General features: G+C 37.1%; 10 protein-coding genes. 8 read left to right on the top strand and 2 right to left on the bottom strand.

Annotated elements, in window-relative coordinates; translation table 11 throughout:
* Positions 1-35: 35 nt before the first annotated feature.
* Both AAY42_RS03265 and AAY42_RS03260 read left to right on the top strand, forming a co-directional pair.
* The gene (locus tag AAY42_RS03265) at positions 36-698 is read left to right on the top strand and encodes a Rossmann-fold NAD(P)-binding domain-containing protein (protein WP_055392569.1); all 663 of its coding nucleotides are present in this window, start codon (positions 36-38) and stop codon (positions 696-698) included.
* Between the two features lie 253 nt (positions 699-951).
* Positions 952-1356: an EthD family reductase gene (locus AAY42_RS03260; protein WP_055392568.1), complete on the top strand. Its 405-nt coding sequence runs from the start codon at positions 952-954 to the stop codon at positions 1354-1356.
* A 64-nt stretch (positions 1357-1420) separates the two neighbouring features.
* On the opposite strand, the gene AAY42_RS03255 is transcribed toward AAY42_RS03260, so the two are convergent.
* Positions 1421-1945 carry a hypothetical protein gene (locus tag AAY42_RS03255; RefSeq protein ID WP_055392567.1) on the bottom strand — a complete coding sequence of 175 codons (525 nt, stop codon included), beginning with the start codon at positions 1943-1945 and terminating at the stop codon, positions 1421-1423.
* Between the two features lie 180 nt (positions 1946-2125).
* On the opposite strand from AAY42_RS03255, the gene uvrA reads away from it, so the two are divergent.
* The 5 genes from uvrA to AAY42_RS03230 all read left to right on the top strand — a co-directional run bounded on the left by uvrA (position 2126) and on the right by AAY42_RS03230 (position 11638).
* Positions 2126-4987 carry an excinuclease ABC subunit UvrA gene (gene uvrA, locus AAY42_RS03250; RefSeq protein ID WP_055392566.1) on the top strand — a complete coding sequence of 954 codons (2862 nt, stop codon included), beginning with the start codon at positions 2126-2128 and terminating at the stop codon, positions 4985-4987.
* Positions 4988-5005: 18 nt separating this feature from the next.
* Positions 5006-5692, top strand: a complete 687-nt coding sequence (locus tag AAY42_RS03245; protein WP_055392565.1) for an LOG family protein — start codon at positions 5006-5008, stop codon at positions 5690-5692.
* Between the two features lie 49 nt (positions 5693-5741).
* The gene (locus tag AAY42_RS03240; RefSeq protein WP_245625582.1) at positions 5742-8540 is read left to right on the top strand and encodes a gluzincin family metallopeptidase; all 2799 of its coding nucleotides are present in this window, start codon (positions 5742-5744) and stop codon (positions 8538-8540) included.
* A gap of 158 nt (positions 8541-8698) precedes the next feature.
* The gene (locus tag AAY42_RS03235) at positions 8699-11110 is read left to right on the top strand and encodes an alpha-ketoacid dehydrogenase subunit alpha/beta (protein WP_055392564.1); all 2412 of its coding nucleotides are present in this window, start codon (positions 8699-8701) and stop codon (positions 11108-11110) included.
* Between the two features lie 150 nt (positions 11111-11260).
* Complete coding sequence (locus tag AAY42_RS03230; protein ID WP_055392563.1) at positions 11261-11638, top strand: DoxX family protein; 378 nt, start codon at positions 11261-11263, stop codon at positions 11636-11638.
* A 1-nt stretch (position 11639) separates the two neighbouring features.
* On the opposite strand, the gene holA is transcribed toward AAY42_RS03230, so the two are convergent.
* Positions 11640-12641 carry a DNA polymerase III subunit delta gene (holA, locus tag AAY42_RS03225; protein WP_055392562.1) on the bottom strand — a complete coding sequence of 334 codons (1002 nt, stop codon included), beginning with the start codon at positions 12639-12641 and terminating at the stop codon, positions 11640-11642.
* Positions 12642-12667: 26 nt separating this feature from the next.
* Between holA and AAY42_RS03220 the strand changes: the two genes are divergently transcribed.
* Positions 12668-13114, top strand: coding sequence for a type I restriction enzyme HsdR N-terminal domain-containing protein (locus tag AAY42_RS03220; RefSeq protein WP_055392561.1), 447 nt, complete (start codon positions 12668-12670; stop codon positions 13112-13114).
* Positions 13115-13126 lie beyond the last annotated feature (12 nt).

The raw sequence follows: 13126 nt of genomic DNA, 5'->3' as shown, positions 1-13126 counted from the left end.
CGAACTTCGCTATAGGTTGCTTAATAGTCCTTAAAATGAAACTCAAAGTCATTATTACTGGGAGCACGGGTATGGTAGGGGAAGGTGTTCTTCATGAGTGTCTTCAACATCCTAATGTTGAGAAAATTCTAGTCATAAACAGAAGACCGTGTGGCATATCGAATCCAAAATTATTTGAGATTATACATACAGATTTCTTTGACTTTTCTCAAATTGAAAATCAATTGAGCGGGTTTAATTCTTGTTTTTTTTGCCTAGGAGTGAGCTCTTTTAGAAAAAAGGAGCAAGAATATTTTTCCTTGACTCATACCCTAACCATGTATGTTGCTCAAAAGCTGATACAATTTAATCCAAGCATGATATTTTGCTATATTTCAAGTACAGGTGCCAATAGTGAAAAAAAGGGAGGGCAAATGTGGGCAAGAATAAAAGGTATGACAGAGGATGACCTAATGAAACTACCCTTTAAAAGAGTATATATGTTTAGGCCAGCAATATTAAACCCTACTAAAGGCCTAAAGAACTATCACAAATTTTACTCTGTATTCAAGTTTTTTTATCCTTTTTTTAGATTGACCTTTCCAAAATATGTTTCTACTTTAAAAGAATTGGGGCTAGCTATGATTAATTCGGCAACAAAGGGCTATGAAAAACAAATATTAGAGGTTTCGGATATAGTAAAACTATCAAAACAATAATATAACTGATTTAATGGTTGAAGTAATAATAATACAAACACAATGAATAAACTTCTATCAGTTATCTTTTTTGGTCTCTTGCTTGTAGAGTGAAAGAAACCAAATACAGGAAATACTCAAGTTTCTCCAGAAAAAAAGAAACAAAATCGTAAAAACCTTTTATTTTTCAAGTATTTACGCAAAACTAAAATTTCCTAAGTACTACGCGTTCTTCCTTTTTTTAAAGTATTTTCATGCCTCTAATTAAATACCTATGAAATCTAAAATCCTTTTTTCGTTTCTTTTAGTATTGACCATGTCACATGTTAATGCACAAGAAAAAACAGTCCCTGTTGAAAAGGGCATGGTGAAAGTGGCCATTTTATACCCTAATGAAGCCGATAAAACATTTGATATGGAGTATTATGCAAACAAACATATGCCCCTAGTGGCAGATTTGTTTGGTAATTTATTAAAACATTATGCCGTTGACAAGGGTGTTTCTGGGAGAACACCTGAAGATTCTGCCCCATATGTGGCAATTGGTTACCTCTATTTTGATAAACTATCAGATTATCAAAATGCCTTTAAGATAAATGGAGAAAAAATATTGAGCGATATTCCCAATTACACCAACATTAAACCAGTAGTTCAAATAAGTGAAATAATACAACACTAACAGTCCACGTATTCTAACTTCTATGACATTCAGTCCTGTTTAGCTATTTTTTTAATAGTGTTTGTTATTTACTCCGCTCACCTACAAACTGGTCGCTCTTATTTTTAAAGAGTACATTAAACGTTGTCAAACTTCCATAAATACGGGTAATGTATTGTTGTAAATCCACCTTTTCTTGATCGTCCAAATTTTTGCTACTGTTTATTTTTTGTTCCATCACACGAATACGATCACGAACCATCACAATTTTATGAAAAAAGGTGTCAATGGGCATTTCTTTGTTAGCCAAATCATCACCGGGTTCCAAAATCAATTTTCCGCCGCGCCATTTATCTGCAATGGCTACTTTCTCCGAAGTATCACTCCACTTCTGCAGGATTGAAACCAAAGAACGTTCCACATCAAAAAAGCTAACGCTATCAACTTCATCCTCTACTCCTTCAATTACTTCAAATTCAGAATCAATATCAATAGTTTCTAATCCGTTTTCCAAAAAAGTGACCCAATAGTGTTTTGAGGATACATTCGTGACCACACCTTTTCCATATTCAGAGTGGTTAATTCGAGAGCCTATGCCCAGTAATTTCATATTTTAATTGTTTTGTCATTTCAAACATATGTGAGAAATCTCAGTTCTAGCTTTCTCAGCCGTTCCACTTCTCCGGAATGACATTTGTTCGGTTCCAAAAATAAGGCATCAATTAACAAAAACGAAACAAGAAGTCACTTCCTTTTTAAGATTCAAAACCGTATTTTAGCGGCTTGTGCTATGATCAACTACGAAGAAAACATTGAAGTTAGAGGGGCCCGGGTCCATAACTTAAAAAATATTGATGTTACTATTCCCCGTGAAAAACTTGTTGTAATCACGGGGCTTTCAGGAAGCGGAAAATCTTCACTGGCGTTCGACACCATTTATGCGGAAGGACAACGCCGCTATATTGAGACATTTTCGGCCTATGCACGTCAATTTTTAGGAGGGTTGGAGCGTCCAGATGTTGATAAAATAGATGGCCTTTCTCCCGTAATTGCCATAGAACAAAAAACCACTTCAAAATCACCACGCTCCACCGTAGGCACTATAACGGAAGTTTACGATTTTTTACGACTCTTGTTTGCAAGAGCTGGTGATGCGTATAGTTACAATACAGGTCAAAAGATGGTAAGCTATAGTGATGAACAAATCAAAAGCTTGATTATTGATTCCTATCGCGAAAAGAAAATCAACATTTTGGCCCCGGTGGTCAAATCTAGAAAAGGACATTACCGAGAGCTTTTTGAGCAAATTGCCAAACAGGGTTTTCTAAAAGTGCGTGTTGATGGTGAAATAGTGGACATCATCAAAGGAATGAAAGTGGATCGCTACAAGATGCATGACATTGAAATAGTCATTGACCGCTTAAAGGTGATTGAAAATGAGGATTTCCACAAACGTCTCAATGAAACCATAAACACGGCCATGTATAGCGGAAATAATGTGCTTATGGTCTTGGAAGAAGGAGAAAAAGAACCGCGTTATTTTAGTCGTGATTTAATGTGTCCTACTTCCGGAATCTCCTACCCCACCCCTGAACCAAACACCTTTTCCTTCAACTCTCCAAAGGGGATGTGTCCAGAATGCAATGGCCTGGGTCATGTGTTCCAGGTCAATGAGCAAAAAATATTTCCAGATAAAAAATTATCAATAAAGGCCGGTGGTATTGCCCCATTGGGCGAATACAAAAAGTCATGGGCTTTTAAACAGTTAGAGACCATTGCGCAGCGCTATAACTTTGAATTAACAGATTCTTTGAGCAAGATTCCAAAAGAAGCAATGGATGTTATTTTGAATGGTGGGAAGGATAGCTTTGAAGTGGATTCCAAGACTTTAGGCGTCAAACGACAGTATAAAATTGATTATGAAGGCATTTCCAATTTTATCAAAAACCAATTTGAAGAAGCAAATTCTACCTCTATAAAACGTTGGGCTAAAGATTATATGGACAAGGTTGAGTGTCCAAATTGCCAAGGAGCACGGTTACGAAAAGAATCTTTGTACTTTAAAATTGGAGAAAAGAATATTGCTGAACTGGCCCATTTGGACATTGCAGAGCTTGCTATTTTTTTTAAGGAGCTGAATGACACACTAGAGGGAAACCAAAAAAAAATAGCCGAGGAAATCATTAAGGAAATCAGAACTCGAATCCAATTCTTATTGGATGTGGGATTGGATTATTTATCCTTGAATCGGAGTTCAAAATCTCTTTCAGGCGGTGAGGCACAACGTATTCGGTTGGCAACACAAATTGGTTCGCAATTGGTTGGGGTGCTCTATATTTTGGATGAGCCCAGTATAGGTTTACATCAAAGGGACAACGAACGTCTAATTAATTCTTTGGTATCTCTTCGGAATTTAGGAAACTCAGTTATTGTCGTGGAACATGACCGTGATATGATCGAGCATGCTGACCATGTTATTGATATTGGCCCGAAAGCCGGTAGACATGGGGGAGAAATTATTTCAGAAGGAAAGCCAGAAGAACTTAGAAAACACAATACCCTAACAGCTGAATATATTACTGGAGAGCGGGAAATTCCCGTTCCAGCCAATCGCAGAAAAGGGACTGGAAAAAAAATTGTGCTTTCAGGATGTAACGGAAATAACTTAAAAAATGTAACTGCTGAATTTCCCTTGGGAAAATTGATTGGTGTAACTGGTGTTTCTGGAAGTGGTAAATCCACGCTAATCAATGAAACACTTTATCCCATAATGAATACCCATTATTTCAATGGGGTAAAAAAACCAATGCCGTATAAAAAAATTACTGGTTTGGAACATGTGGATAAGGTCATTGATATTAATCAATCACCTATCGGACGAACTCCACGCTCTAATCCCGCAACATATACAGGTACTTTTAGCGAAATTCGTGCACTGTTTTCCAAAACAACGGAAGCAACCATTCGTGGATACAAGCCGGGGCGATTTAGTTTTAATGTAGCTGGTGGAAGATGTGAAACCTGCCAAGGCGGCGGGCTCAAGGTCATTGAAATGAATTTTTTGCCCGATGTTTACGTAGAGTGTGAAACTTGTAACGGCAAACGCTTTAATCGAGAGACTTTGGAAATCCGGTATAAAGGGAAATCTATTGCCGATGTTTTGGAAATGACCATTAATGAAGCGGTTGATTTTTTCGAAAACATTCCCAAAATCCATAGAAAACTTAAAACAATCAAAGATGTAGGTTTGGGTTACATTTCCTTGGGACAACAGTCCACTACCCTATCCGGCGGTGAAGCCCAGCGGGTAAAATTGGCCACAGAACTTTCAAAACGAGATACGGGGAATACCTTCTATATCTTGGACGAGCCAACAACAGGACTCCATTTTGAAGATATTAGGGTCTTAATGGAAGTTTTGAATCAATTGGTGGACAAAGGAAATACCATTTTGGTGATCGAACATAATATGGATGTCATTAAAATGATGGATCACATCATCGATATAGGCTATGAAGGTGGTCGCGGTGGCGGAATGATTGTGGCAAAGGGAACCCCGGAAGAGGTTGCTAAGGACAATAAAAGCTATACAGCGAAGTTTTTGAAAAAGGAGTTGGAAGCGGTTAAACGTAAAATAGCCCCAGCAGTATAAAATATAAATACAGTAAAAATGCGTAAAGAACAACATCATAAGGGATGGAATGAGATAAAGACAAATGACTCCTGGGCCATCTTTAAAATCATGGGGGAATTTGTAAGTGGCTTTGAAAAAATGAGCGCTATTGGTCCCTGTGTTTCCATTTTTGGTTCTGCAAGGGTAAAACCCGGAGATGCATACTATGATCTAGCCGTAAAGGTTGCAAAAAGTATTGCTGAAGCAGGTTACGGAGTAATAACTGGTGGAGGACCTGGTATTATGGAAGCTGGTAATAAAGGTGCAAGTTTAGCAGGTGGTACTTCCGTAGGCCTTAATATAGATTTGCCGTTTGAACAGCACGATAATCCATTCATAGACAGTGATAAAAGTCTGGACTTTGATTACTTCTTTGTTAGAAAAGTAATGTTTGTAAAATATTCACAAGGGTTTGTGGTAATGCCAGGTGGATTTGGCACTTTGGATGAACTTTTTGAGGCAATTACACTTATTCAAACCAACAAAATACACACCTTCCCAATTATTTTGGTTGGGTCTAAATTTTGGAGCGGGTTAATTGATTGGGTAAAAGACACTATGCTTGAAGCTGGAAATATAAGCGCAAAGGACCTTGATTTAATTAAAATTGTCGATACAGAGGAAGAAGTGGTTTCAATTATTGATGCTTTCTATAAAGGACGAACCTTGAGTCCTAATTTCTAATATCACTACAACTTTGGTAAATAAAAATCTCATTTTAAGCATATTCGTATTGTTCTTTTTAGTACAATCAGTATGCTGGTCGCAACATAAAAATGAGATTGCCGCTACTTTGACGGATGCCACCAAAGAAATCTACATCAAACAAAAACTAACCTATTATAACAGTAGTAACGATGGCCTTTCCGTAATCTATCTTAACGATTGGAACCATGCTTATTCCAACAAAAAAACAGCTTTGGCTAAGCGTTTTGCGGAGGAATTTAAACGCAGTCTTCATTTGGCGAAAGATCGCGAAAGAGGATACACAAAAATAACAAGCATTGTGGGTCAGGACTATCAGGGCTTACATTGGGAGCGATTAGGGAACAAGGATATCCTAAGGGTAGAATTAGCCGAAGCGTTAGACCCTGGTGAGTCTGTTCAACTCTTTCTAACCTATACAATTAGACTTCCACACAGCAAGTTCACTACCTATGGATTTAAATCCAATGGAGAATATTATCTAAAAGATTGGTATCTGACCCCTGCAATTTATGATGGGGAGTGGAAGCTATACGATAATATGGATTTGGATGATCAGTATACGGAACCCATCAACACCTTAATTGATTTCACATTTCCTTCCAAACTTTTTCTGGCATCCAACTATGATGAAGATGGTCTAGTAGATTTTACTGAGGGTCAGTATGTAAAACTTATGGCCAATAATAGAACAAACTGCAAGTTGGTTTTAAGTCGAACTAAAAGATTCACAAAACATGTAACACAGTTTTTAACGGTTACGACTGATTTGGAATCGAACAATTTTGATGAAATATCCCAGGGTATCTCAATTAATAAAGTAGCTTCATTTCTTGATGAAAATTTAGGAAGATATCCGCATCCAAACCTATTGGTAAGTGAGTTGGATTATAACAAAACGCCGCTCTATGGAATAAATCAGTTGCCTTCATTCATACGACCCTATGAAAAACAGTTTCAATTTGAAATGAAGTTTTTAAAAACCGCCATTCATAGTTTTCTGCAGGAAACTCTTTATTTGGATACGAGACGTGAACGGTGGGTAAATGATGCCATTGGCACTTATCTTATGATAAGGTATGTTGAGGATTATTACCCCAATCAAAAATTGGCAGGAAAACTTTCCAAGTTATGGGGGTTTAAAAACTTCCACATGGCAAAAATGGACTTTAACGAGCAATACGCTCTGCTTAGTATGCTTTCTGCGCGGAAAAATATTGACCAAGCATTGACGACTCCCAACGATTCCCTAATAAAATTTAATAGAAAGATTGCCAATAGCTACAAAGCCGGGCTGGGAATGTCCTATTTATCAACATACTTGGGCGGTGAAAAAATTGACAGTAGTATTATATCCTTCTATAAATCCCACAGTCTAAATCCAAGAGTAAATGCAACGGATTTCAAAAATGAGATAAACACATTTTCAAATAAGGATATCGATTGGTTTTTTGACGAATATGTTGCAACGCGTAAAAAAATCGATTTCAAAATAAAAAAGCTCAAAAAAACTGAAGATTCCATAACCTTCACCATTAAAAACAAAAGGCAGACCAATGTACCCATTTCATTATTTGGGCTGCAAAAAGACTCTGTGATTTCCCACTATTGGTTTTCAGATATTGATACTTCAAAAACCTTTACAATACCAAGAAATTCCGAAGATCGTCTTGTTCTTAATTATGATCAGAAAATTCCTGAATTTAATCAAAGGGACAATTGGAAAACTTTGAACGGCTTTTTTTCGAGTAACAAAAAACTAAAATTTCAATTCTTTAAAGACACCGAAGATCCTTATTACAATCAGGTGTTTTATGTGCCTATTGCAAATTTTAATGTGTATGACGGAATTACACCGGGATTGAGGCTTTATAACAAACCATTTCTTGAAAGACCATTTAATTATGATATTGCCCCAACTTATTCCTTTTTAGAGCGGACATTGGTAGGTAAAGCAAATTTTAGTTATAGAAAATATCATGGCAAAAGTGGTCTATATGTTTCCAATTACTCTCTTTCGGGTTCCACGTCACACTTTCAGGTTAATTCTCGTTTTTCCACCCTTACACCAGCTGTTAGTTTTGGTTGGAGGCCCAATGACCTCATTTCAAATAGAAGACAATCATTGCTTTTCCGCTTCAGGAATGTATTCAGAAATATAGATGAAAATGTTGCGCAACAGATAGACACAGACCCAGATTATAGTGTGCTTAATTTAAGGTACAGGGATGTGGACAATAACATCTTAAATTATACTTCTTGGTTTTTGGATGCACAGCATTCAAGTGATTTTACGAAATTGGCATTTGAATTGGAGTATAGAAAACTGTTTGAAAGCAACAGACAAATTAACTTCCGTTTATATGCCGGGAAGTTTTTACGCAACAAAACGGATTCAGATTTTTTTAGCTTTGCTTTGGATAGACCAACGGATTACCTTTTTGATCTTCCCTACCTAGGTCGTTCGGAGGATTCTGGTATTTATAGTCAACAAATAATTATAGCAGAAGGTGGTTTTAAATCCCAATTGGAAAATCCATTTGCAAATGATTGGATCGCTACAACCAATGCAAGCACCAACATATGGAAATGGGTTGAAGCGTATGGCGATCTTGGTTACATAAAAAATAGAGGTGAAAACGCGCGATTCGTTTATGATTCTGGAGTCCGATTGAATCTTGTAACTGACTATTTTGAACTTTACTTTCCCGTATATTCAAATAGAGGATGGGAGATTGCGCAGCAAAACTATGGTGAACGCATTAGATTCATTGTAACATTAAGCCCACGTACGCTTATCGGGCTGTTCACAAGGCAGTGGTTTTAGTATTGAATTATTCCTAAATATTAAGTCTTAAAGAAGATATATTTTTAATAATTTCTACTCTATTATACTTTTTTTTATCAAATTATCATTTTTTTAGCAATATATCCTATTGCCATTTTGATGATGTTTTTGTATTTTTGCAAAACTAAAAATCACCTATGAAGCCAGATTCTAGCACAAGTAGCGATATTTCTTTTGATGATTTTCAATCACAAATCCTTAAGGATTATGTAGTTGCGGTCACCAGTAGAGAATGTAGCTTGCTAGGTAGACGGGAAGTGTTATCCGGAAAGGCGAAGTTTGGAATTTTTGGAGATGGTAAGGAATTGCCTCAGCTTGCAATGGCGAGAGCATTCCAAAATGGTGATTTTAGAAGTGGTTATTACAGGGATCAAACTTTTATGATGGCCCTAGGAAACCTGAGTCCCAAAGAATTTTTTCATGGTCTCTATGCCACTACGGACATAGAAAAGGAACCAATGAGTGCAGGCAGGCAAATGGGAGCACACTTTGTCACCCACAGCCTAAATAATGATGGTACTTGGAAAAATTTAACCCAACAAAAGAATAGTAGCGCAGATATTTCGTGTACAGCAGGTCAAATGCCACGCTTGTTGGGATTGGCCCAAGCTTCAAAAATCTATAGAAACGTAAAAGAAATTAACCAAACCAACTTTTCAAAAAATGGAAACGAAGTTGCTTGGGGGACTATAGGTAATGCAAGCACAAGTGAAGGCCACTTTTTTGAAACCGTGAACGCTGCCGGAGTAATGCAAGTACCTATGGTTATTGCCATTTGGGATGATGCCTATGGCATTTCCGTTCCTGCGGAGTTTCATACTACAAAAGGCGATATCTCAGAAATGCTAAAAGGGCTACAACGCGATGAATCCAACGAAGGCTATGAAATGCTGAAGGTTAAAGGTTGGGACTATACGGGTTTGATACATGCTTTTGAGAATGCTTCCGATATTGCTAGGGAAAACCATATTCCTGTTCTTATACATGTTACTGACCTTACGCAACCTCAAGGGCATTCAACCTCTGGTTCCCATGAGCGCTATAAATCTGAGGATCGCTTGGAATGGGAACGGGAAAACGATTGTAACAAACGTTTTAGGGAATGGGTTCTTGAAAATAATATTTCCACTGAAGAGGAATTAAAAAAATTGGAGCGGCAAATAAAACAAGAAGTTAGGGCTTCAAAAAAAGAGGCATGGGCCGAATTTTTGGAACCACATCTTATTGCCAAAAAGCAGCTTATCCGATTGTTGGAGAATGCATCAACTAAAAGTCCGAACAAGAGCTTCGTATCAAAAATAAAGAATGATTTAATTGCTATTGAAGAACCTTTAAAAAAAGATCTAGCATCCCAATCAAGAAAGGCTATGCGCTATCTTTTGGGTGAATCAACACAAGAAAAAACAATACTACAACAATGGATTAAAAACTTCTTGGGTATAAATCAACCCAAGTATAGTTCACATCTTTACAACGAAGGCCCAACCAAGGCAACAAATATCAATTCCATACCTCCATCATATTCAGATGACTCGAAATCTGTGGATGGTAGGATTATCTTACGAGATAATTTCGATACTATTTTTAACAAGTATCCAGAGGCAATGGTATTTGGAGAAGATACTGGGGCAATTGGAGATGTAAATCAAGGCCTGGAAGGCCTACAGAAAAAATACGGGCCATTGCGTGTAGCGGATACGGGAATTCGGGAAACAACTATTATTGGACAAGGTATTGGTCTTGCGCTAAGAGGCTTAAGGCCAATAGCAGAAATTCAATATTTAGATTATATTCTTTACGCAATACAGACCTTAAGTGATGATTTAGCATCACTCATGTACCGCACAGTCGGTAAACAAAAAGCACCTCTCATTGTAAGGACTAGAGGCCACCGATTAGAGGGTATTTGGCATTCAGGGTCTCAAATGGGTGGGCTTGTTCATCTATTACGCGGCATGTATATTTTAGTGCCTAGAAACATGACACAAGCTGCAGGTTTTTACAATACCCTAATGAAAAGTGATGAACCAGCCTTGGTTATTGAAAGTCTCAACGGTTATCGTTTAAAAGAAAAAATGCCCGCTAACCTTGGGGAGTTTTGTACCCCAATAGGAAAAGTTGAAACTATCAAGGAAGGTAACGATATTACCCTTCTTTCATATGGTTCTACGCTTAGAATTGTAGAAAAAACAGCTCAAGAGTTATTGGAGGTTGGTATTGATGCTGAAGTTATTGATGCACAATCCTTATTACCATTTGATTTGGACCATGATGTAACCAAAAGTTTGAAAAAAACCAATAGACTCTTGATTATTGATGAAGATGTACCTGGAGGATGTTCGGCTTATCTTCTACAACAAATAATCGAAGAACAAGGAGGCTATCAATATTTAGATAGTGCTCCGCAGACACTAACGGCAAAAGCGCATAGACCAGCTTATGCTTCAGATGGGGATTACTTTTCAAAACCAAGTGCCGAGGATATTTTTGAGAAAATCTGCCAAATTATGCATGAGGTTGACCCAAAGTCTTTTCCCAGTTTACGATAATAGAAGAACATTTGTTCTCACTTAAGCACAAACATAGTATTAAGCCTATCGGTTTTGTCCTTAATTACTTACTTAAACTAACTTTAATAGTCCATTCTTACTTTCATTTGGACATAATTCATATTTTCACAGTACCTAAATTCCCCTTTCATGAAAAATAATCTTTTAATCCACCTAGGTCTTGCGCTATTAAGAATCGTCCCTTCTGCATTTATGCTAACCCATGGTTATTCCAAATTTCAAAAGCTTATCAGTGGTAATACCGAATTTGCCAACCCATTGGGTATTGGACAAGCTCCTTCGCTCTTCTTAACTGTAATAGGTGAGTTTATTTGTCCCATTCTTATTATTATAGGATTTAAAACACGTTGGGCAACAATTCCAACGGCTATTACCATGTTTGTTGCTGCTTTTGTAGTTCATGGCTCAGATCCTTTTGGAAAAAAAGAATTGGCCTTACTATATCTTATCATTTTTGTAGTAGTATTTCTACTAGGACCGGGTAAATACAGTATCGACAAAAAATAATCTATACAATTTTGGTCAACAACTCTTTAAGAAGATCAGCCTGAGTAAGGTTGCTTGCCCCAACACCTTTACTTTTTAAATCCAACTGTCTTAGGTTTGAGATGATTGAACTCACTCTCCGCATTGGATAGTTTTTGGCAGCAACTGTATATTCATTTACAAAATACGGGTTTACACCAAGTGCCTTTGCAACATTGCCTGGGGAATGGTCTTTAAGACCATGATATTGCAATAGCTGGGTAAAAAAAGTATTCAATAATGTAATAGTGACCACAAAAGGATTGTCCTTGGGATTTTGCGAAAAATAATTGATTATACGGGTAGCTTTACCAACATTTCGCTCGCCTAGAGCCTTTTTAAGTTCAAAATTGTTGAAATCCTTGCTAATGCCTATATGCTGTTCAATCAATTCTGGAGTGATTTCTATGGTTTCAGGTACTACTATCATTAGTTTGTCAAGTTCATTATTGATCTTGCTCAGATCCGTTCCCAGAAACTCTACAAGCAACATACAAGCCTTAGGGGAAATCTTATATTTCTTTCCGTTCAAAATTTTCCGTATCCAATCAGCTACTTGATTATCGTATAACTTCTTACTCTCAAATAATTCTCCTGTTTTCAGAATAGATTTATATAACTTTTTTCGCTTATCAAGCTTTTTGTATTTATAGCAGAAAACAAGTATTGTATTCGGCTGAGGGTTTTCAACGTAAGCGTTAAGGTTTTCAATAGTTCGGGAAAGATGTTGTGCCTCTTTAACTATGACAACCTGGTACTCTGCCATCATGGGAAACCGTTTCGCATTGGAGATAACCTCATCAATACTGGTATCACGCCCATAAAGCACCATTTGGTTAAAACCCCGCTCCTCTTCGGTCAAAACATTATCCGCGATGTACTTTGAAATCTTATCAATATAATAAGGCTCATCACCCATTAAAAAATAAATGGGTTTCGGATTTCCCTGATTTATATTGGCTACAATTTCCTTTACGCTGTCCATTCAGAAAAAATTATCAAATTTGTCCAATGCAAGCCTTGAACTTTCCCAAGTATTCGTTTAGAGTCAAAAATAGCGAAAATGGCCTCCATATCTTTGACCCAGTCCGTAAAAAATTTGTTGTGCTGCAACCCGAAGAATGGGTGCGCCAACATGTTGTCCATTATTTAATTGATACAAAGAAGTATCCCAAAAGCCTCATCAATGTAGAAAAACAGCTGATTGTCAACACCTTGAAAAAACGTTATGATGTTGTCGTTTTTGAACCCAACGGCTCAATCCAAATCTTAGTGGAATGCAAAGCGCCAGAAATTAAAATTGACCAAAAAACGTTTGACCAGATTGCCCAGTACAATTATCAATTAAAGTCTAAGTACATTATGGTTACAAATGGCATGCAACATTATTATTGTAAAATGGACCATGAAAATGAAAAATACAAGTTTTTGAAGGAAATTCCTGATTTTAGCCGTTAATTTGCTGCCGAT

Origin of the sequence: Flagellimonas eckloniae, from assembly GCF_001413955.1 — a bacterium.
Taxonomy (GTDB): Bacteria; Bacteroidota; Bacteroidia; order Flavobacteriales; family Flavobacteriaceae; genus Flagellimonas; species Flagellimonas eckloniae.
Note: the sequence above shows the minus strand (reverse complement) of the source record. Positions and strands in the feature narration are given on the sequence as shown.

What these genes read in the sequence shown, in the direction of transcription:
- uvrA (WP_055392566.1), top strand. Translation starts at nt 2,126, where the DNA reads ATGATCAACTACGAAGAAAACATTGAAGTTAGAGGGGCCCGGGTCCAT.
- AAY42_RS03255 (WP_055392567.1), bottom strand. Translation starts at nt 1,945, where the DNA reads ATGAAATTACTGGGCATAGGCTCTCGAATTAACCACTCTGAATATGGA.
- AAY42_RS03265 (WP_055392569.1), top strand. Translation starts at nt 36, where the DNA reads ATGAAACTCAAAGTCATTATTACTGGGAGCACGGGTATGGTAGGGGAA.
- AAY42_RS03260 (WP_055392568.1), top strand. Translation starts at nt 952, where the DNA reads ATGAAATCTAAAATCCTTTTTTCGTTTCTTTTAGTATTGACCATGTCA.
- AAY42_RS03235 (WP_055392564.1), top strand. Translation starts at nt 8,699, where the DNA reads ATGAAGCCAGATTCTAGCACAAGTAGCGATATTTCTTTTGATGATTTT.
- AAY42_RS03245 (WP_055392565.1), top strand. Translation starts at nt 5,006, where the DNA reads ATGCGTAAAGAACAACATCATAAGGGATGGAATGAGATAAAGACAAAT.
- holA (WP_055392562.1), bottom strand. Translation starts at nt 12,641, where the DNA reads ATGGACAGCGTAAAGGAAATTGTAGCCAATATAAATCAGGGAAATCCG.
- AAY42_RS03220 (WP_055392561.1), top strand. Translation starts at nt 12,668, where the DNA reads ATGCAAGCCTTGAACTTTCCCAAGTATTCGTTTAGAGTCAAAAATAGC.
- AAY42_RS03230 (WP_055392563.1), top strand. Translation starts at nt 11,261, where the DNA reads ATGAAAAATAATCTTTTAATCCACCTAGGTCTTGCGCTATTAAGAATC.